Consider the following 20289-nt stretch of genomic DNA (forward strand, 5'->3'; position numbering starts at 1 on the left):
CCCCAGCCAGTCGGAAGCTACTGACGTGCCGGGGTGAGCAATAGCCGTTGGGTGCCGTAGACCTTGTCGAGATTCTCTGGCTTGAATGGGAAGCTCACGTAGCCGCCTTTCAGCCAGGCCTCGATACCGTCGGCGTAGTGCGGGCTCGCCGGGTTGCCGGACTGACCGGAACTGTTGAGCCCGATCATCGGCTCGTCACGCCCGAAGTCGACGATGATGCGCATCGCCGGGATCAGCCAGGTATCGAAGTTGTCGCCCCAGCGGTAGGCCGAAACGTTCAAGGTGCTGTGATCGCCGCCAGCCGCGTATGGGCCGCGGTCCAGATAGCCGCTGATTGCGTTGATGCCAGCGCGCTGACTGGTGGACATGTAAGGCGCCAGCTGCGTCGTACCCGTCTGCCAGGTATAGGTATGCAGTTTGCCCCAGCGCCAGCTAGTGCGATCAGCGCCCTGGGCCGCCTCCATCCGGCTGATCGCCGCCGCCAGAGAACGCGCCAGAACAGCGGGCTTATCTTCCTGACGGGGGGTGCTCAGGTCATCCCAGAACGGGCTGTCGTCGCGCCCCAGCAGATGATCCGCCTGTGCCGAGTAAGAGGCGTTTGCGGTTTCCACCAGCGCCTTCCACGCGGCGCTATTGTCCGGCCCCAACTCATCGAGAAAGATCTGACGAGCCGATTCCATCAGAAATGCCTCATACAGGGCGGCATCGCCTGAATCGGCAGCGAGCTTGCCATCGAAACTCAGCAGTATCGACAGCGCCTCGCGCGCCCTGCCCCGCTCAGGTTCGGCGAGCGCATCGATAGCGGTTTTTAGCGACTCTGCCATTCCCGGCGCCTGCAGCATGGTCTGCAGTTTGGCGGCGAAGGTCGTGGTCTGATCGTATTGCATCGCGATCACGCTGCGGCTGTCCTGCTTGCCCTGTGCGAGCAGCTCCGCAATTCGCTCGGCGCGCTCCGGGTAGTACCAGGAATTAGACAGCTGCATACCGTAGCCCTTGGGCACGGTGCGCTGGTTGGCCGTCGCGAGCCAGCCTTGCGCGGGGTCCTGATCATAGGGGTGCAGCATGGGATCGGCGTATCCATCCCAGTCATATCGCCCGTCCCAACCCGGCGACGGCACCAGACCCACCCCTTCACGACGATTCGGGTAGCGCCCTGTCACCTGCCAACCGGTGCTTTGCTGGTCGGCAAATACAATGTTGAGTGCGGCGGCACGGATATCGCGAGTCGCCTCGAACGCCTGATCCACCGATTGCGCGCGGGTCAGGTCAAAAAACGCATCCAGCGATCGGTCGGCTTCGAACTGTGTCGTCTTGAGCGCCAGCCCATAACCGCTGCTCAGCTGCAACGGTTGCAGGGGATGCTTGCGCTCGCCCAGCACGCTGTTCAGCAGCGGCCCATTACGAGTCTCGTAGATGGTTTCGCGAACCGGTCGCGCGCCCTTGATGAAGAAGGTCTCGTGACGTTCGCGAGCCGGCACCCACTTGCCATCAGCGAGATACAGCAGGCGTCCACCTTCACGGCGCACCTGCTCCAGAAACAGATCCTGGGTATCGCCCATGACCATGGTCATACCCCAGCCCAGTTTACCGTTGAAGCCCGCCACTACCGCGGGCACGCCAGCGATCGTGACCCCGGCGGCCTGGAACTTGGGTGAGCGGATCTGCACGAAATTCCAGTACGAGGGCATCGACAGCGGCAGGTGCGTGTCGTTGGCCATCAGTGGTTTGCCACTGCGGGTATTGCTGCCCGATACCGCCCAATTGTTGGAAGCGGCGACGCCAAGCATGCTCATCGAAGCCACCCGTGAGGCCGCACTGTCGAGCGCGGCCAGGCCTGGTATCTCGCCGCTCAGCTTCAGCCCTTCAAGCTTGTCGGCCTCCCCGAACGGCAGTGGCTCGTCAGGATAGGTGGGCAGCAGCCAGGCGAGCTTGTCGCTACCGACTTTCTGCGTCATGGTCAGCGAGGCGATTTCTTCCTGAAGATTGACTGCCAGGCCGAAATTCAGCAGACAGAACACCAGTACCGAATCCTCGGCCTTCCAGTACTCAGGCGTATAACCGGCGGCGGCCAGATCCATTGGTAACTTGTCGCGATGACGGAATAGGTACGCATTGACGCCCCGCGCGTAGACCTCGAAGAACCGTTTCATCCGCGGCGAGCTTTCCCGATAGAGCACCGCAGCGCTTTGCCGAAGATTCGCGGCGCGCATGAAGCGGTCGATCTCAAGCACACCTGGTCCTGCCATCTCGGCCAGGCGTCCTTCGGCCATAAGACGCAGGCTGACCATCTGACTCAGGCGATCAGTGGCGTGCACGTAACCCAGACCGAACAGCGCGTCATGAAACGTGGCCGTCTCGATCAATGGCATCCCTAACGTGTTGCGGCGAATGCTCACGCTCTTATCCAGGCCGGTGATCGGCTGGACGCCGTGCGCAGGTGGCAGGCTGTCGCTGTAGCGGCTATCCAGATATGCCTGACAGCCGCCGAGGCCACCGGCCACCAATGCAGCGCCCAGAGTCAGGCGAACCAGAACAAACGGCAGACGCAGAGACATCAACGGCTCCTTACAGGCAGGGCACTACGAGATAGAGAGAATAGATGGTGTGATGCGAAGCCGTTGCGCTCAGGCAGCTTGGCGGTTTTTTGGCAGCGCTTCGTCGAGCAGCCAGCGAGCGGAGCGGCGCGCCTCGGCCTTGTGCTGCAGTTCGAGCGCGCTGAAGTTGGCTTCATGACGCCGGCGCTCGTGCTTATCCAGTGCCTTCCACGCAGCATGCGTCGGCACTTGCTCGGTCGCCTCGAAGAGCATCTGGAAAACCTGGCAGCGAGGGTCCTGGCCAAGGTTCGAGTCGTAGTTGTCCAGCAGGACCTTGATTCGGATCGCGCCCTCGATCAGGGGCACCTGCTCATCCAGCAGGCTACCGGCGAGCACCCGCAGATCCGCCGCGAGGGCGGCGTGCTGCTGCGCCTGCATATCGGCAAGCTGTTGCTCTCTGCGCCAGACCCTGCGCCATAGATGCAGGGCATATCCGGCCAATGCTGCAATCAGCAGCAGACCGGAAATCAGCAACGCTATGGCGAGGGGCGTCATGGGCGGATCAAGCTCCGTGGCACTTCTTGAATTTTTTCTGACTGCCGCACGGGCACGGATCATTCCGGCCGACATCCTTCAGCGGATTGCGAACCGGGTCATGGCTATGGTTGCAGTGCGGGCCGTGGACGTGCCCTTGATCTGCATGCTCGTGATCGTGGTTGCAATCAGGACCGTGCACGTGGGTTTCATGGTTCATCGGTGTAGTCTACTCGGGGATAAAGTTGCCGGGGATTATCTCGCCATTGGTGGCGATGTGCACGCGCCGACCGAGCAGCAGGCCCGTTTTCAACTCACCTTCCAGACGATAGGCGATTGGCCGGTCCGGCTTTTCCAGTAGCCGTACGATGTACTTCATGTGCCGCCAGAGATTGGTATAAATCGGGACTTCGTAGTAATCGAAGCCATGAGCAGGCACCGTAGCCCAGCCACTGGACTCGCCGCTCGCCAGTTCAATGTCATTGAGATGAACGGTGTAGACCAGGCCACGCACCGGCAGGCTCTGCTCATTGGGATTGTCGATACGGAAACGCAGCATGAATTGCTGCTCGAGAAGTCTCGCCTTGATGATCTCGACGTCCGTGAGCTGAACGCGAGGATCCTGGAAATCGCTGCTGAACCAGGTCGAACAACCGGAAAGGCCGGATAGCAGCCCCAGCAAAACCACTGCTCTCGATATTCTTTTTATAGGTGCGTGGCAAAGCATTCCGGTACTCCAAAGGACGGCCAAGTGTAGCAAGCGGCGGATCGGCTGCAATGGGTTGTTTGGCGAAATTAGCACGTCCCTGCTACGTCTTTGCTACGCCCGGCGTCGCTCCCTACAGCAACCATAAAGGCCTTCGCCGCGCAATGGTTTCCCGTTCCCAAGCAGTCGCCAGCCGCGTCCTTCAACCGGCAAGCGCTCGTGCCAGCACTGCCCGCGTCTTGACGATTCCCTCTGCCAATGCCGCCTCGATTTCCGCCATGGTGATGATGCCGGTTGTTTTACCGGCGGCCGGATTGACGACCAGCGCCAGGCAGGCATACGGCAGCTCGAGCTCACGGGCGAGAACCGCCTCGGGCATGCCGGTCATCCCGACGATGTCGCAACCATCACGCTCCATTCGGGCGATCTCAGCAACCGTTTCCAGCCTCGGTCCTTGCGTACAACCATAAACACCATGACTGCTGAACAGATAGCCTTCGGCTGCCAGACCGGCGATCAGGCGTTGGCGCAGCGGCTCGTCATAGGGATAGCTGAAATCGATATGAGTGACGTGCTCGATATCACCCTCGAAGAAGGTGTGGTCGCGGCCGTAGGTGTAATCGATAAGCTGATGCGGTACGCACAGATGCCCAGCGCCCATTGCCGAGTGAATGCCACCGACGGCGTTCACGGCGATGATCGACTGTGCTCCTGCCTCCCGCAGCGCCCAGAGATTGGCGCGATAGTTCACCTGGTGTGGCGGAATGCGGTGCGGATGGCCGTGACGGGCCAGAAACAGCACGTCTCGGCCCGCGTAGGTGCCACGCAGGATATCCGCCGATGGTGGGCCATAAGGCGTTTCCATGGGTACGGCTTCATGCAGCGCGAGCCCCGGCAGCTCGGTGAGGCCGGTGCCGCCGATAATGGCGTGGACAGTCATCTATTGTTTCCTTGGTCAAACGATCAGTTTGGCTGCTTTGAGCGCAGCGATGGATGCGCGCCAACGCGGATCCTGCTTGTACTCCAGCGAGCCCGAAGCACGGCTGCGCATCTTTGCGAGCATCGGCGATGGCTGCGCACCGAGGCGCTGCAATGCCGACAACGCCAACTCGGCGGCTCCTCGGTCGTTGCACACCAGCCCCATGTCGCAGCCTGCCGTTAACGCCGCTTCGATGCGGCTCGCAGCGTCGCCCGCGACATGCGCACCGGCCATCGACAGGTCGTCGCTGAAAATCACGCCGCGGAAACCCAGCTCCTTACGCAGAATGTCCTGCAACCAACGCTGGGAAAAACCGGCCGGCTTGTCGTCCACCTGCGGATAGATCACATGCGCCGGCATCACTGCATCGAGCTCGCTCACCAGCTGCTGGAACGGAACCAGATCATGGCTGCGCAACTCGTCCATTCCGCGCTCGTCAACCGGAATCGCGACATGCGAATCGGCTTCCGCCCAGCCATGACCGGGAAAATGCTTGCCGGTCGCGGCCATTCCGGCGCTGTGCATGCCTTTTATAAAGGCACCGGCCAGCTCGGCCGCACGCTGCGGATCACCGTCGAATGCTCGGGAACCAACCACCGCGCTGCGCTGGTGATCAAGATCGAGCACTGGCGCGAAGCTGAAGTCCAGCCCGACCGCCAGTACTTCAGTTGCCATCACCCATCCGCAAACCTCAGCCAACCCCTTTGCATCGGCATGCGAGGCAAACTCACGCATCGCCGGCAGACGGACGAAATCACGCCGTAGCCGCTGGACGCGCCCTCCCTCCTGATCGACAGCCAGCAGAATGTCGGGGCGTACAGCTCGAATCGCGCGACAGAGCGCCTGCACCTGCAGCACGCTTTCGATATTGCGGGCAAACAGAATCAGCCCGCCTACTTCCGGCTGGCGCAGCAACTGGCGATCCTCGGCGGTCAGCCAGGTGCCGGCGATGTCCAGCATCAATGAACCTTGCATGATAATGAGCAGATCCTTAATTCAGTGTTGCGCTCGACCAGTCCGGGCATGCCGCTTCGCCTATCAGCACGGCGCAGCCAGCCGGCACCCGCGGAAACAGATCGAGCAAGTCGGCATTGCGCAGCCTGATACAGCCATGGGAAAGCGGCACACCCATGGGTTCCGAATCGGGCGTGCCGTGCAAATAGACGTAACGACGAAAGGTGTCGACCGCGCCCATCCGGTTGTATCCAGGTTCGCAACCGCTGAGCCAGAGAATCCGAGTCAGGATCCAGTCGCGCCCGGGGAATCGTTCGTGCAACTCTCGATCCCAGACCTCACCGGTCCAGCGTCGCCCACGCAGAACGGCCCCAACAGGCAGTCCCTCGCCAATTCGCGCACGGACCTGATGGCGGCCACGCGGCGTACAGCCGGAACCATTCTGTTCGCCTACACCGTTACGAGCGGTAGATACCGGCAGCCGGACACTCAGCCTGCCTTCGGAGAACCCGTAAAGCATCTGGTCGGCAACGGATATATGAAGAAAATCGATATCAGACATGGGGGGCAAGCTTAGCCGATCAGCCCCCGACCATGCACCTCAACCCTTGGCAGGCATCGCCAGTGCGTTGCGGCGCGCAATCGGATGCGCTTGAGCCAGGCTTGGATCCGCCACGCCAGAATCGGCGCGCATGCCGGCCGCCAGGAAAGGGACCATCATGCGCATGACCTGCTCGATGGACGTCCTGGCGCCGAAGTCGTTCTCAGCGATAGCCCTCAACGCTTTGATACCTGACATGCTGAACGCCGCAGCGCCGAGCATGAAATGCACGCGCCAGAAGAGCTCGATCGGCGGGATCGACGGGGCGGCCTCGTGAACACGCAGCATGTAACGGCGGAACACCTTGCCGTACATATCTTCAAGATAACGGCGCAAATGGCCCTGGCTCTGACTGAAGGAAAGCCCCAGCAGTCGCATGAAAATGGAAAGGTCGTCGCCGCTACGTGGCGTCACTGCCAGTGCCTGCTCGACAAGGATATCCAACAGCTCTTCCAGGCTTTCCTTCCTGTCGGACTGAGCTTCGCGCCTGTCCAGTTCCCGCTCAAGACTCATGCAGAACGGACCGAGAAAGCGCGAGAAAACCGCCTGGATAAGGGCCTTTTTCGAGCCGAAATGATAGTTCACCGCTGCCAGATTCACCCCGGCCTTGCTAGTGATCAGGCGCAGCGATGTCTCGGCGAAGCCTTTCTCAGCGAATAGTTGTTCCGCTGCATCAAGAATACGCTCCACTGTTTCAGACTGCGCCATACCCCTTCCCCTGACAAACACTCGTTTGAAACTTACGTTTCAAACTACTTCAAGTCAACCTTGAAAGCGCCTGAGCGCCTTTTAGCTCAGCAAAGCTTGCACCAAGCCGCTTCGCCCCTCAACCAAACAAGGATTGCCAAGCACAAGGCACTGTATATAATCCCAGTCACTGTATAAAAGAACAGAGACCACTCATGATCAAGCTGACCCCTCGCCAGTCGGAAATCCTCGCCTTCATCAAGCGCTGCCTTGAAGACAACGGCTATCCGCCGACGCGTGCGGAGATTGCTCAGGAGCTGGGTTTCAAATCACCTAATGCAGCCGAGGAACATCTCAAGGCATTGGCCCGCAAGGGTGCTATAGAGATGACGCCCGGCGCCTCGCGCGGGATACGTATTCCCGGTTTCGAACCGGCTGCCGAAGAGAGCGGGTTGCCAGTCATTGGCCGAGTCGCTGCTGGCGCGCCGATTCTTGCGCAACAGAACGTCGAAGACTCCTGCCAGATCAATCCTTCATTTTTCCAGCCCAAGGCCGATTACTTACTGCGTGTGCAAGGTATGAGTATGAAGGATATCGGCATATTCGATGGCGATCTGCTTGCCGTCCATACCACGCGCGAAGCCCGCAACGGTCAGGTAGTGGTCGCCCGAATAGACGATGAAGTAACCGTAAAACGCTTCAAGCGTGAAGGGAGCAAGGTCTGGCTGCTTGCCGAAAACCCCGAGTTCTCGCCCATTGAAGTGGATCTTGAGCGACAGGAACTGATTATCGAAGGTTTGAGTGTCGGCGTGATTCGCCGCTAAGGAGAGGTTCATGCAGTACCAACCCCAACCCACAGCAGGCAAACCACCACAGCTTTCCTTGTTTGAAGGTCTGATTGCACATCGCCTGGCGCCGTTCTCAGACGTCGCGCGCGCCCCGCAACCTGCCGATGACTGTCTGAGCGAAATGGCTTTAAGCGGCAGCGGTGATCATTGCCGCCAATTACTCGCGCCCATTCTGCGTGAGTTCAGCGAAGCGGCCGATACGCGCTGGCTGACGCTGATCGCGCCACCTGCCATGCTTTCGCAAAGCTGGCTGCGAGAAACCGGACTCAACCGCGACCGCATTCTGTTGCTGCAGGCTCGTGAAACCCAGGGTGCACTGGACTTGGCATGCAAGGCACTGATGTCAGGCTGCAGCCATACCGTCATTACCTGGTTCCCACGTCTCGACAAGGCCAGCGAACTGAAACTCCGCGTAGCGGCCGCTCAGGGCAACGCGCAAAGTCTGAACATCCGCCTGGGAAGCTGACACCGTCTACGGCATATGGATGTGCCATTTGGCCGCCACAAGGCGACCAGCCCTCGCCGCATCAGTGAAGTACGCGCGCGCCCTCTTCTTCCCGCTCGATTTCCCCCTCGGATACTCGCCCCGCCATCTGCACGCCAACGTTGAACATCGCCTTGGCGATTTCGACATGCTGACCTTGCAGGAACACCTTGGCATCGTCAGAGAAATCCAGCGTGACCAGTACACCTTCGTCCTCAGCGCGACGCAGCACAATAGTGCCGTCGGGTAGCTCGACAATTTCCAGAAATGACGTTGGCATGAATCTGCTCCCCGTGAAACGGCGCATTGTAACAGCCGACCAGCTGAGCAACAGCCCTGGCTTCTGGAGTGAGGAACCGCGTCGCATACGTTCCGACCGTAGATGTAGAAGCAGGTGCGGCAATGCGCAACGGCACAGTAGGATGGTGTCCTACCGCGGCCCGGACGGCCGGGGCGACTAGCTTCAAGGATCTTCGAGATGACGACAAGAACCCTAATGCTGACAGCGTTGGCCATGCTCGCTTTCGCAGGGAACTCTCTGCTCTGCCGAGCTGCATTGCGCGACAGCCAGATCGACCCCACCAGTTTCACTGCGCTACGTCTTCTCTCTGGCGCATTGACGCTGTGGCTGCTGCTCTACCTGCGAAAGGGTCCCTCGGCGGTATCCGGGAACTGGTACGGAGCCCTCGCCCTCTTCATCTACGCGGCAGCCTTCTCCTATGCCTACCTGCATCTCGATACCGGCGCAGGCGCTTTATTGCTGTTCGGCGCAGTGCAGTTGACCATGATTACCTGGGGATTGTTAAAAGGGGAGCGGCTGCATCGCTTGCAGGTGGCCGGGCTGGTGCTGGCTGCGGGTGGATTGGTCGCATTGTTGCTGCCCGGCACGAGCACACCCTCTGTATCGGCTTCGCTGTTGATGGTGCTTTCAGGTATCGCCTGGGGCGCGTACTCGCTATTGGGAAAAGGAACACCGGACCCGCTGGCCGCGACCGCTGGGAATTTCATTCGCACCCTGCCGATCATTGCTGTGCTTTGCCTGCTGGCGTTGAGCTGGCTCGAATGGGACACCGCCGGGGTGATCTATGCGCTTTTGTCTGGCGGCGTGACGTCCGGTATCGGCTACGCCATCTGGTATGCCGCGCTGCCTGGCCTGGCAGCCATACAGGCGGCTAGCGTGCAATTGAGCGTACCGCTGCTCACAGCGCTGGCGGGAAGTCTGCTGCTGGGGGAAACCCTCACCGGCCGATTGGTGATCGCCGGGCTCGCGATACTGGGAGGCATCGCCTTGGTCTTGCGGCTCAAGCATCAGGCTTGAAGCAACCCGAGCCGCGAAGGATTATCCGCTTAGACGCTTACCACTCGGTAAGCGATTCACGAAAGCGCAAGGCGAGTTCCTTCAGGTTGCTCCGCCAGAACTCCACCTCTTCACGTGTCAGCGATGGCGCTTCCTCAGCTACGCTGACCGCTTCGATCAACGGCATGACAGGATCAACCTTGGTTTTGGCGGGGGCGCGTGGCGGCTCGAATAGCGCGGCATGCGCCTGTAGCAGCTGCGCAAGCCAAGTTTCGGAATGCTCGGCCAGTTCGATCAGCTCACCCAGCTCCGGACTCGGCGATGAATTATGCGGCGAACGCACCAGCAGCAGTTCCGCACGCGGCGCGCTGGCGCCAGGCAGACGGTAGTAACCGGCAATTTCGTGGCAAAGGCCAAGCAGTGCACCATACAGATGAAAGAGGCTGGCCTCTCGCTCCGCCTGGATCAGACCCGGCGCATTCAGCGCGCTTTTTTCTTCCGCCCGTCGCCAACTATCGAGCGCGAGCCCGGCGAAATAGATTTTCTGATTGGTTCGGGTGTAAAGCTCATGAGCCATGGCGATGCTCTCCCAAGAGTTGAAACGCTGCGAGTCGAAGCCAGTGCAGTCGCCTACTGACCTCAACCCGACGCTGCCGCTTACTTACCGGTGCTCTTGTCTTCCACCTTCCATTTGCCGCCATCGAAGAACGCCTTCCAGCCAGTCGGCTTGCCGTTGACCTCCGTCTGCACGTATTGCTCCTTGGTCTTGCGGCTGAAGCGGATAACCGCTGGGCGGCCTTCCGTATCCTTCTGCGGCGCACTCAGAAGAAAGTGATACTTCGGATCGATCTCATCCTTGTGCGGGATCAGCTCCCGCACAAGCGGCGCGCGGGTTTCGCGGTTCTTCGGGAACTGGCTGGCCGCGAGGAACAACCCAGATGCGCCGTCGCGCAATACGTAAGTATCGTCGACTTTTTCGCATTTGAGTTCAGGCATCTTCACCGCATCCATCTTTGGCGGCGCCGCCTCACCGCTCCTGAGCAGCTTGCGGGTGTTCTTGCAGTCGGCGTTGGTACAACCGAAGAACTTGCCGAAGCGGCCGGTCTTGAGCTGCATTTCACTACCGCACTTGTCGCACTCGAGGCTCGGGCCTTCATAACCCTTGATACGGTACTGGCCTTCCTCGATCTCGTAGCCGCTGCAATCGGGGTTGTTGCCGCAGATATGCAGCTTGTGGGTTTCGTCCAGCAGATAGGCGTCCATCGCCGTGCTGCATATCGGGCAACGGTGCTTGCCAAGCAGCACCCGCGATTCGGATTCACCCTCGTCATCGGCCGCGATTTCATCGCCCGGAATCAGATTGACGGTGGACTTGCAGCGCTCTTTCGGCGGCAGGCTATAGCCGGAGCAACCGAGGAAAACACCGGTAGACGCTGTGCGAATCATCATCGGCCGACCGCAGACCTTGCAGGGAATATCGGTCAAGGTTGGCTGGTTGGCGCGCATGCCACTATCACTGGCCTCGGCCACCTCAAGCTTCTTCTTGAAGTCACCGTAGAACTCATCGAGTACGTGTTTCCACTCACGCTCGCCCTGGGCGACGTCGTCGAGGTTCTCCTCCATGCCCGCGGTGAAACCGTAGTCCATCAGGTTGTTGAAACTCTCCGAGAGGCGCTCAGTGACGATATCGCCCATCTTCTCGGAGTAGAAACGGCGGTTGTGCAAGGAAACGTAGCCGCGATCCTGAATGGTGGAAATGATCGCCGCATAGGTCGACGGACGGCCAATACCACGCTTTTCCATCTCCTTGACCAGGCTCGCTTCGGAGTAGCGCGCCGGCGGCTTGGTGAAATGCTGGCTCGGGTCGAGCTTGATCAGCTTCATCCCGTCGCCCTTGTTCATCTCCGGCAGCACATCGTCCTCACCGCTCTTGCTCTGCTGCGGCATGACCTTGGTATAACCGTCGAACTTGAGAATGCGACCCTTGGCGCGCAGCTCGAAATTGCCTGCGGTGACGGTAACGCTGGTCGACAGATACTGCGCCGGCGGCATCTGGCAGGCCACGAACTGGCGCCAGATGAGATCGTAGAGGCGCTCGGCATCACGTTCCATGCCGGACAGCTGGGACGGGCGCAGATTGACGTCGGATGGACGAATCGCTTCGTGCGCCTCTTGGGCACCCTCCTTGCTCGAATAGAAGTTGGGCTTCTCGGGCAGGTACTTGTTGCCGAACTCGTCCTCGATGAAGCCGCGCACCATGCTCAGCGCGTCCGCCGAAAGGTTGGTCGAGTCAGTACGCATGTAGGTGATATAGCCAGCCTCGTAGAGCCGCTGGGCCATCATCATGGTCTTCTTCACGCCGAAGCCAAGGCGATTGCTCGCCGCCTGTTGCAAGGTCGACGTGATGAACGGAGCCGACGGCTTGCTGCTGGTTGGCTTGTCCTCGCGCTTGGTCACGCTGTAGCCGGCGCCTTTTAGCTGCTCCAGCGCCGCCATGGCATGACCTTCGTTCAGCGGCTTGAACGCCTCGCCGTTCTCGCGCGCGACTTCGAAGCGCACCTTGGCGTTTTCGGCTGTGGCCAGGTCAGCATGAACTTCCCAGTACTCTTCCGGAACGAAGGCGCGGATCTCCCGCTCACGTTCGACGACCAGCTTCACCGCAACCGATTGCACACGGCCAGCCGACAGGCCGCGGGCGATCTTCTGCCATAGCAACGGCGACACCATGTAGCCGACAACCCGATCAAGGAAACGTCGCGCCTGCTGTGCATTGACTCGGTTGATATCCAGATCGCCCGGCTTGGAGAAGGCTTCCTGGATCGCCTTCTTGGTGATCTCGTTGAACACCACGCGCTTGTAGCGGCTATCGTCGCCGCCGATCGACTCGCGCAGGTGCCAGGCGATGGCCTCCCCCTCTCTATCCAAGTCGGTCGCGAGATAGATGGTATCGGCTTCCTTGGCCAGACGGCGCAATTCGTCGATGACCTTTTCCTTGCCCGGCAGTATCTCGTACTTGGCCTTCCAGCCCTGCTCGGGATCGATCCCCATGCGCGTGAACAGCTGACGCTTGGCCTTTTCTTTTGGCGACAGCGCAGGCGCTTCGGCGGCAGCCGCCTTGCCACGCTTGGCCGGCTCGCGGGCCGCGGAACCGCTGGTAGGAAGGTCGCGGATGTGGCCGATACTCGACTTCACCACGTACTGGTTGCCCAAATACTTGTTGATTGTCTTGGCCTTGGCCGGTGATTCCACGATGACCAGCGATTTACCCATGGAGAGGAGAGTTCCTGAATCGAGAGGTGAACTAAGAATATTGAACCGACAGTAGCCGGACGTCGAAAACGCCCAGTCTGCCAGAAAGAAGCGAAGCAGCCTTTTACGGGACTGCCAAGAGCATTCAATTGCTCCGGAAATCTTTCGTACCCACGACCAATTTCGTTGGCAGCCTATTGCCCGGCGGGTTTTTTACTGTCCGAAACCAAGTGAAATCATCTCACTCGACCCGAAAGCACCGCTATATATAGTGGCGATGGAGTCGAGGTCAAGCGCAAGGGTTAAGCCAGCTTGCCCAGGCAGCACTTAAAAACGGCTGGGTTCGGCTTCGATCAGGGCGAAACGGGGAAGCGTTTCCCCGTCTACTTCTACCGTTTCGGTAAACATCGAGAGCGGCCGCACCCAAAGGCCGAAATCCCCGTACAGCGCCTGATAGAAGACCACCGGTTCTTCCGTTTCGGAATGCCGGGCAACCGCATAAACCCGATACTCGGGGCCTTTGTAATGACGATAACGGCCTGGCGTGACCTGCATTTGGACTGCCTCTGAAAAAAAACCTATCCAACAAAATGAAAACCGGGGCACAGGGCCCCGGTTTCCGTGTCACCGAACAGCTTAGACGCGTTCGAACACCGTGGTGATACCTTGACCCAGGCCGATACACATCGTGGACACGCCCAGGGTACCGCCGTTCTGCTTCATCACGTTCAGCAGGGTGCCGGAAATACGTGCTCCCGAGCAGCCGAACGGGTGACCCAGCGCAATGGCGCCGCCATGCAGGTTGACCTTCTGCTCCATCTTGTCTAGCAGCTTCAGGTCCTTCAGCACAGGCAGTGCCTGGGCGGCGAAGGCTTCGTTAAGCTCGACGTAATCGATATCGTCCATGGTCAGACCGGCACGCTTGAGCGCCTTCTGGGTCGCAGGTACCGGACCGTAGCCCATGATCGCCGGGTCGACACCGGCGAGGGCCATGGAGCGGATCACAGCCATCGGCTGGATGCCCAGGTCCTGTGCACGCTGCGCCGACATGACGATCATGCAGGATGCGCCATCGGTAATCTGCGAGGACGTTCCCGCAGTGACGGTGCCACCCTTCGGGTTGAACGCAGGCTTGAGTGCCGCCAGGCTTTCAAGGGTGGTTTCCGGGCGAATGGTTTCATCGTAGTCGAAGACCTTCAGGAAACCGTTCTCGTCGTAGCCTTGCATCGGGATGATTTCATCCTTGAACAGGCCATCAACGGTGGCTTTATGCGCCAGACGATGCGAACGCTCACCGAAGGCGTCCTGCTGCTCGCGGCTGATGCCATGCATCTTGCCCAGCATCTCAGCGGTCAAACCCATCATGCCGGACGCCTTGGCGGCGTACAGGGACAGCTGCGGGTTCGGGTCGACGCCGTGCATCATACCGACGTGGCCCATGTGCTCGACACCACCCACGACGAAGACATCACCGTTGCCGGTCATGATCGCCTGCGCGGCAGTGTGCAGCGCGCTCATCGACGAGCCGCACAGGCGGCTGACAGTTTGCGCGGCACTGGTGTGCGGGATACGGGTCATCAGCGACGCCATGCGCGCGATGTTCCAGCCCTGCTCCAGGGTCTGGTTGACGCAACCCCAGATCACATCTTCCACTTCGGCCGGATCAACCTTGGCGTTGCGTGCCAGCAAACCATCGATCAGCTGCGCGGACATGGTCTCGGCGCGGGTGTTGCGGTGCATGCCGCCCTTGGAACGACCCATCGGGGTACGGCCGAAGTCGACAATGACGACGTCTCTCGGATTAAGGCTCATATCTTCACTCTCGCTCGATTAACCGTAGAAGCGCTGGCCATTGGCGGCCATCTCACGCAGCTTCGCAGTCGGGTGGTACAGCGGGCCCAGGTCGGCGTACTTGTCCGCCAGCGCCACGAACTCGGCGACACCGATCGAATCGATGTAGCGCAGTGCACCACCACGGAAGGGAGGGAAGCCGATGCCGTAGATCAGACCCATGTCGGCCTCGGCAGCGGTTTCGACGATGTTGTCTTCCAGGCAGCGAACGGTTTCCAGGCACAGCGGGATCATCATGTAGTTGATGATGTCTTCGTCGGAAAGCTCGCGGGTTTCGCTGACCACAGGCTTGAGCAGCTCGTAGGATTGCGGATCGACCACCTTCTTCGGCTTGCCCTTCTTGTCCATCTCGTAGGCGTAGAAGCCCTTGCCGTTCTTTTGGCCGAGGCGGTTGGCTTCGTACATGACATCGACGGCTGTCTTGGTGTCATCCTTCATGCGATCCGGGAAGCCTTCAGCCATCACATCGCGGCCGTGGTGGCCGGTGTCCATGCCGACGACGTCCATCAGGTACGCCGGGCCCATGGGCCAACCGAACTTCTCCATCACCTTGTCAGCGCGAACGAAATCGACGCCATGGGCGATGGCGCGAGCGAAGCCGCCGAAGTACGGGAACAGCACGCGATTGACCAGAAAGCCCGGGCAATCATTGACCACGACCGGGCTCTTGCCCATCTTCTTGGCGTAGGCGACGGTGGTGGCGATGGCGGTTTCGCTGGTCTTCTCGCCACGAATCACTTCCACCAGCGGCATCATGTGCACCGGGTTGAAGAAGTGCATGCCGCAGAAGTTTTCCGGACGCTTGAGCGCCTGCGCCAGATAGCTGATGGAAATGGTCGAGGTGTTCGACGCGATGATCGCGTCGTCACGCACCAGGCCTTCGACTTCGGCCAGCACCGACTGCTTGATCTTCGGGTTTTCGACCACGGCCTCGACGACGATGTCGACGTGACCGAAGTCGCCGTAGGACATGGTCGGACGGATCGCGTTGAGCGCTTCGGCCATCTTCGCCGGGGTCAGGCGGCCCTTCTCGACGCGCTTGCCGAGCAGCTTGGAGGCCTCGTCCAGGCCCATCTGGATGCCTTCTTCGCGGATATCCTTCATCAGGATCGGCGTGCCTTTGACAGCCGACTGATAGGCAATACCGCCACCCATGATGCCGGCACCAAGCACGGCGGCCAGCTTCACGTCACGCGCCTGCTTGTCATAGGCCTTGGCTTTTTTCTTCAGCTCCTGATCGCTGAGGAACAGCCCCACCAGACTCTGCGCAACCGAGGTCTTGGCCAGCTTGACGAAGCCAGCAGCCTCAACTTCGATCGCCTTGTCACGGCCGAAATTGGCGGCTTTCTGAATGGTCTTGATCGCTTCGACCGGTGCCGGGTAATTCGGGCCGGCCTGGCCAGCAACGAACCCCTTGGAGGTTTCGAACGCCATCATCTGTTCGATGGCATTGAGCTTGAGCTTGTCCAGCTTCGGCTGACGCTTGGCCTTGTAGTCCAGCTCACCGGAAATGGCGCGCTTGACCAGATCCAGTGCGGCGGCTTGCAGCTGTTCAGGAACAACCACGGCGTCGACGGCGCGAACCTTGAGTGCATCTTCGGCGCGGTTTTCCTTGCCGGATGCAATCCACTCGACGGCGTTATCGACACCGATCAGGCGCGGCAGGCGAACGGTGCCGCCAAAGCCCGGGTAGATACCCAGCTTGACTTCCGGCAGACCAACCTTGGCGTTGGTCGACATGACGCGATAGTCAGCCGCCATGCACATTTCGAAACCGCCACCCAGAGCGATGCCGTTGATGACGGCGACCGTAGGCACGCCCAGGTCTTCGAAATCACTGAAGATCTTGTTGGCTTCGAGGTTGCCGGCTACCAGCTCCTCATCAGACAGTTTGAAGTTATCGACGAACTCGGTGATGTCGGCACCGACGATGAACACATCCTTGCCGCTGGTAACGATCACGCCCTTGACCGAAGCATCGGCCTTGATGGCGTCGACTGCCTGGCGCAGATCGTTGAGGGTGAGGCGATTGAACTTATTGACGGACTCACCCTTGAGGTCGAAATTCAATTCGACGATGCCGCTCTCAAGAGCCTTAACCGTGATGGCTTTACCTTCGTAAATCATCAACTGATCTCCACGGTATGGAAGCTGAACGTTACGCGTCGCACGTCATCGGCCCGAAGACCGTCACCGATAGCGGCGTTGCGACGCCCGGTGAAACGACACCCACCGACACGATAAACCGGGCTGACGGCGTTTGCGTGGCAAACGCTCGATTCATACGCCCGTTTGATTTGGGTGAGCACACCTTCATGGAAAAGCGCCGCAATGTCAATCAGCAGCCCTATCCTGGCAGAGGCGCCCATCCGCGATCCGATCGATAAGCCTAGCCAACCCCAGCAATGCTGCAGCACCTGAAACCCGGTTTCGTCTCATTGCCAGCCATTCACCTGAGTGATCGTCAGCCACACGCCGATGAACCACCGGCGCCCGCTACCGTCACAAACGGATGAGGCTCCTTGTACACTCGGCGCCTGTTTCCAACTTCGTTCAGCTGCGCCAGTCCGCGGCCATTCATCAGGAGTCATGCATGTCCGCCCCTATTGCCCGCGTCGATCAAGGCCAGGATCCCTACAAGTGGCTCGAGAACCGTGACGCGCCCGAGGTGCTCGACTACCTGAAGGCAGAAAACGCCTATCTGGAAAAAACAACTGGCTGAACAGGCCGAACTTCGGGAAGCACTTTTCCTTGAAATCAAAGGCCGCATCCGCGAGACGGACCTGTCGCTGCCCTCGCCCTGGGGCCCCTGGCTGTACTACCAGCGCACCACCGCTGGCGACGAATATCCCCGTCACTACCGCTGCCCGCGCCCGGCCGATGGATCGTTCAACGTAGACGAGCACGCTGAACAGCTCTTGCTCGACCCCAACGAACTGGCCGCCGGAGGCTTCCTGTCCCTGGGCGCATTGAGTGTCAGTCAGGACCACAGCAAGCTGGCCTACAGCCTCGACACTCACGGCGATGAGATCTATCGGTTGTTCGTCAAGGACCTGACCACGGGCGAAGTGACCGCCCTGCCGTTCGACGATTGCGATGGCAGCATGACCTGGGCCAACGACCACCAGACGCTGTTCTTCGGCGAGCTCGACGAAACTCACCGCCCGCACAAGATCTACCGACATCGCCTGGGCGAAAGCAGTCGTACCGAGATCTATCACGATCCGGACGGGCGTTTTTTTGTGCATTGCTACCGCGCCAGTTCCGAGCGCCAGTTGGTCATCCTGTCCAACAGCAAGACCACCAGCGAAGCCTGGGTGCTGTCGGCCGATGAGCCCGAAGGCGACTGGACCTGCTTGGCGCCACGTCAGGATGATCATGAATACTTCCCCGACCACGGCCTGCTCGACGGGCAATGGTGCTGGTTGATCCGCAGCAATCAAGCAGGCATCAATTTCGCGCTATATCAGGCACCCGAAGGCACTCCGCAGCGCCAGCACTGGGCGGAACTGATCGGCCACCGCGATTCGGTGATGCTCGAAGACGTCAGTTTGAACGCCAGCGCAGTCACGCTAAGCCTGCGAGAAGCAGGCTTACCGATCATCGAGGTGCGCCCAGCCGCTGGCAAACCCTACCGATTGCAACTGCCGGATGCGGCCTACAGCCTGCACGTGCACAACACACTCGAATTCGACAGTCCGGTGATCCGTGTGCGCTACGAAGCGCTGAACCGCCCGGCGCAGATTCGCCAGTTGAATCTGGCCAACGGGGAGCAACAGGTGCTTAAGGAAACGCCCGTCGAGGGCCCGTTCGATGCCGATGCCTACGAGAGCCGGCGCATCTGGGCGACCGCTGCAGACGGCACGCAGGTACCGATCAGCCTGGTTGGCCGCCGCGAGCAGTTCGGCAAGCCCGCACCGCTCTATTTGTATGGTTACGGCGCCTACGGTCACAGCCTGGACCCCTGGTTTTCCCATGCGCGCCTGTCGTTGCTCGACCGCGGCTTCATCTTCGCCATCGCCCATGTGCGCGGCGGCGGCGACCTCGGCGAGGCCTGGTATCGCGCCGGTAAGCTGGAGCACAAACCGAACACCTTCAGCGATTTCATCGCCTGCGCCGAGAAGCTGATTGCCGATGGCTATACCGAACCTGCCCGACTCGCCGTCAGCGGCGGTAGCGCCGGCGGTTTGCTGATCGGCGCCGTGCTGAACCTGCGCCCGGAGCTGTTCGGTGCGGCGATTGCCGAGGTGCCCTTCGTCGACGTCCTCAACACCATGCTCAACGCCGATCTGCCGCTGACGGTGACCGAGTACGACGAATGGGGCGACCCGAACCAGCCGGACGTGCATGCACGCATCAAGGCCTACGCTCCGTATGAAAACGTGCGCGATCAGCCCTACCCGGCAGTGCTCGCCGTAGCCGGCTACAACGACAGCCGCGTGCAGTACTGGGAAGCCGCCAAATGGGTAGCCAAGCTGCGAGCCAACAAGACGGACGATAATCTGCTGCTGCTCAAGACGGAATTCGGTGCCGGGCACGGCGGCATGAGCGGTCGCTATCAAGCGCTCAAGGATGTCGCGCTGGAATACGCATTCGTGCTCAAAATATTCGAGATGGCCGCGCACTGATCAGCCACCGCCGATGCAGCCTGCGTTACCGGAGCGGCAACGGTTGCTTGCCGACTTGCGGTCGGAACGGGGACTGCGCGCCGGGGTCACTTATCACACCACTGTTTCGGAGTGATTACCCATGACCAGGACATCCTCAACCCAGGCGTCACAGAACGTGCATGGTTTGGAGCGTGCGGCATCGATTGCAGGCGGGCTGTATTTCCTAGGCAAGGGCATTAGCCGGGGTGGCCTGGGCGGGCTCTTGCAACTGGCGATGGGCGGCATGGCTCTGGCGCGGGGATTCACCGGCCACTGCGAAGCCAAGCGCGTGCTGTGCGAAGTGAACGAGCAGGCCAAAATGGCTGAAGGCAACTCTCGCAGCATGCCGCTGGAGCGCAGTGAAGCCGATGATAAACGCCTGCGTGCCAATGCCCAGGCGGCTACCGGCACCGCAGCGGTGACCGGTAACGACTCACTCAGCAACCCACCCACCGGCGTCTGATCGGGCGTCCGCTGCGCGAACGGCAAAACTGAGCCCGCCCCTATGGGAGGCGCCCCGTGGCGAAAGCGGGCCTCCTGCCCCGCCCAAAAGCCAAAGCTTCGCCCCGGGGCGGGCCTCCCACAAAGATCAAAGGCGGACCCCGCGCCCGCTCCACGCACCGACCTGCTTCTCGTAGGAGGCGCGACCCGCGGCGAAAGCGGGCCTCCGACCCACCCCAAAAGCCAAAGTTCGCCCCGAGGCGGGTCTCCTACAAAGATCAAAGGCGGACCCCGCGCTCGCTCCCACGCACCGAGCCGCTTCTCGTAGGAGGCGCGACCCGCGGCGAAAGCGGGCCTCCTGCCCATCCAAAAGCCAAAGCTTCGCCCCGGGGCGGGCCTCCTACTAAGATCAAACGCCGGCCCTGCGCTCGCTCCACGCACCGAGCCGCTTCTTGTGGAGGCGCGACCCGCGACG

Annotated in this window: 19 protein-coding genes and 1 pseudogene; 6 read left to right on the plus strand and 14 right to left on the minus strand. The window is 60.5% G+C overall.

What is annotated here, in order from left to right:
• Positions 1 to 17: 17 nt before the first annotated feature.
• From DQ405_RS20075 to DQ405_RS20110, 8 genes are all read right to left on the minus strand, one after another.
• Entirely contained in the window at positions 18 to 2555 is a 2538-nt protein-coding gene (locus DQ405_RS20075; protein ID WP_168425820.1) for a penicillin acylase family protein, read from the minus strand.
• 69 nt (positions 2556 to 2624) lie between these two features.
• Positions 2625 to 3089, minus strand: coding sequence for a DUF2489 domain-containing protein (locus DQ405_RS20080; RefSeq protein ID WP_168425821.1), 465 nt, complete (start codon positions 3087 to 3089; stop codon positions 2625 to 2627).
• 7 nt (positions 3090 to 3096) lie between these two features.
• A complete protein-coding gene (locus DQ405_RS20085; protein WP_168425822.1) occupies positions 3097 to 3288 on the minus strand; it encodes an SEC-C metal-binding domain-containing protein in 192 nt (63 codons plus the stop codon).
• A gap of 9 nt (positions 3289 to 3297) precedes the next feature.
• A complete protein-coding gene (locus tag DQ405_RS20090; RefSeq protein WP_168425823.1) occupies positions 3298 to 3795 on the minus strand; it encodes an LEA type 2 family protein in 498 nt (165 codons plus the stop codon).
• Positions 3796 to 3976: 181 nt separating this feature from the next.
• Positions 3977 to 4714, minus strand: a complete 738-nt coding sequence (locus DQ405_RS20095) for an S-methyl-5'-thioinosine phosphorylase (protein ID WP_168425824.1) — start codon at positions 4712 to 4714, stop codon at positions 3977 to 3979.
• Between the two features lie 15 nt (positions 4715 to 4729).
• Positions 4730 to 5728, minus strand: a complete 999-nt coding sequence (gene nagZ / locus DQ405_RS20100; RefSeq protein WP_168425825.1) for a beta-N-acetylhexosaminidase — start codon at positions 5726 to 5728, stop codon at positions 4730 to 4732.
• 16 nt (positions 5729 to 5744) lie between these two features.
• Positions 5745 to 6269, minus strand: a complete 525-nt coding sequence (locus DQ405_RS20105; RefSeq protein WP_168425826.1) for a L,D-transpeptidase — start codon at positions 6267 to 6269, stop codon at positions 5745 to 5747.
• 39 nt (positions 6270 to 6308) lie between these two features.
• A complete protein-coding gene (locus DQ405_RS20110; protein ID WP_168425827.1) occupies positions 6309 to 7016 on the minus strand; it encodes a TetR/AcrR family transcriptional regulator in 708 nt (235 codons plus the stop codon).
• A gap of 194 nt (positions 7017 to 7210) precedes the next feature.
• Between DQ405_RS20110 and lexA the strand changes: the two genes are divergently transcribed.
• The gene (lexA, locus tag DQ405_RS20115) at positions 7211 to 7819 is read left to right on the plus strand and encodes a transcriptional repressor LexA (RefSeq protein WP_168425828.1); all 609 of its coding nucleotides are present in this window, start codon (positions 7211 to 7213) and stop codon (positions 7817 to 7819) included.
• 10 nt (positions 7820 to 7829) lie between these two features.
• Positions 7830 to 8309: an SOS-induced cell division inhibitor SulA gene (gene sulA / locus DQ405_RS20120; RefSeq protein ID WP_168425829.1), complete on the plus strand. Its 480-nt coding sequence runs from the start codon at positions 7830 to 7832 to the stop codon at positions 8307 to 8309.
• A 61-nt stretch (positions 8310 to 8370) separates the two neighbouring features.
• Here sulA and DQ405_RS20125 read toward each other — a convergent pair whose 3' ends face one another.
• Complete coding sequence (locus DQ405_RS20125; protein WP_168425830.1) at positions 8371 to 8607, minus strand: hypothetical protein; 237 nt, start codon at positions 8605 to 8607, stop codon at positions 8371 to 8373.
• 198 nt (positions 8608 to 8805) lie between these two features.
• Here DQ405_RS20125 and DQ405_RS20130 point away from each other — a divergent pair, with 198 nt between their 5' ends.
• Complete coding sequence (locus tag DQ405_RS20130; RefSeq protein ID WP_168425831.1) at positions 8806 to 9645, plus strand: DMT family transporter; 840 nt, start codon at positions 8806 to 8808, stop codon at positions 9643 to 9645.
• Positions 9646 to 9682: 37 nt separating this feature from the next.
• On the opposite strand, the gene DQ405_RS20135 is transcribed toward DQ405_RS20130, so the two are convergent.
• From DQ405_RS20135 to fadB, 5 genes are all read right to left on the minus strand, one after another.
• Complete coding sequence (locus DQ405_RS20135; RefSeq protein WP_168425832.1) at positions 9683 to 10201, minus strand: DUF6586 family protein; 519 nt, start codon at positions 10199 to 10201, stop codon at positions 9683 to 9685.
• A gap of 80 nt (positions 10202 to 10281) precedes the next feature.
• A complete protein-coding gene (topA, locus tag DQ405_RS20140) occupies positions 10282 to 12894 on the minus strand; it encodes a type I DNA topoisomerase (protein WP_168425833.1) in 2613 nt (870 codons plus the stop codon).
• A 306-nt stretch (positions 12895 to 13200) separates the two neighbouring features.
• On the minus strand, positions 13201 to 13428 hold the full coding sequence (locus tag DQ405_RS20145) for a DUF1653 domain-containing protein (RefSeq protein ID WP_021210141.1): 228 nt from the start codon (positions 13426 to 13428) through the stop codon (positions 13201 to 13203).
• A gap of 81 nt (positions 13429 to 13509) precedes the next feature.
• Positions 13510 to 14685 carry an acetyl-CoA C-acyltransferase FadA gene (gene fadA, locus DQ405_RS20150; protein ID WP_168425834.1) on the minus strand — a complete coding sequence of 392 codons (1176 nt, stop codon included), beginning with the start codon at positions 14683 to 14685 and terminating at the stop codon, positions 13510 to 13512.
• Between the two features lie 18 nt (positions 14686 to 14703).
• A complete protein-coding gene (gene fadB, locus DQ405_RS20155) occupies positions 14704 to 16851 on the minus strand; it encodes a fatty acid oxidation complex subunit alpha FadB (protein ID WP_168425835.1) in 2148 nt (715 codons plus the stop codon).
• A gap of 17 nt (positions 16852 to 16868) precedes the next feature.
• On the opposite strand from fadB, the gene DQ405_RS20160 reads away from it, so the two are divergent.
• The 3 genes and pseudogenes from DQ405_RS20160 (at position 16869) to DQ405_RS20170 (ending at position 19836) form a co-directional block, all read left to right on the plus strand.
• A complete protein-coding gene (locus DQ405_RS20160) occupies positions 16869 to 17111 on the plus strand; it encodes a hypothetical protein (protein WP_168425836.1) in 243 nt (80 codons plus the stop codon).
• Positions 17112 to 17317: 206 nt separating this feature from the next.
• A pseudogene (locus DQ405_RS20165) lies at positions 17318 to 19352 on the plus strand (S9 family peptidase).
• Between the two features lie 121 nt (positions 19353 to 19473).
• A complete protein-coding gene (locus DQ405_RS20170) occupies positions 19474 to 19836 on the plus strand; it encodes a YgaP-like transmembrane domain (protein WP_168425837.1) in 363 nt (120 codons plus the stop codon).
• Positions 19837 to 20289 lie beyond the last annotated feature (453 nt).

The organism is Pseudomonas sp. SST3 (assembly GCF_003325755.1).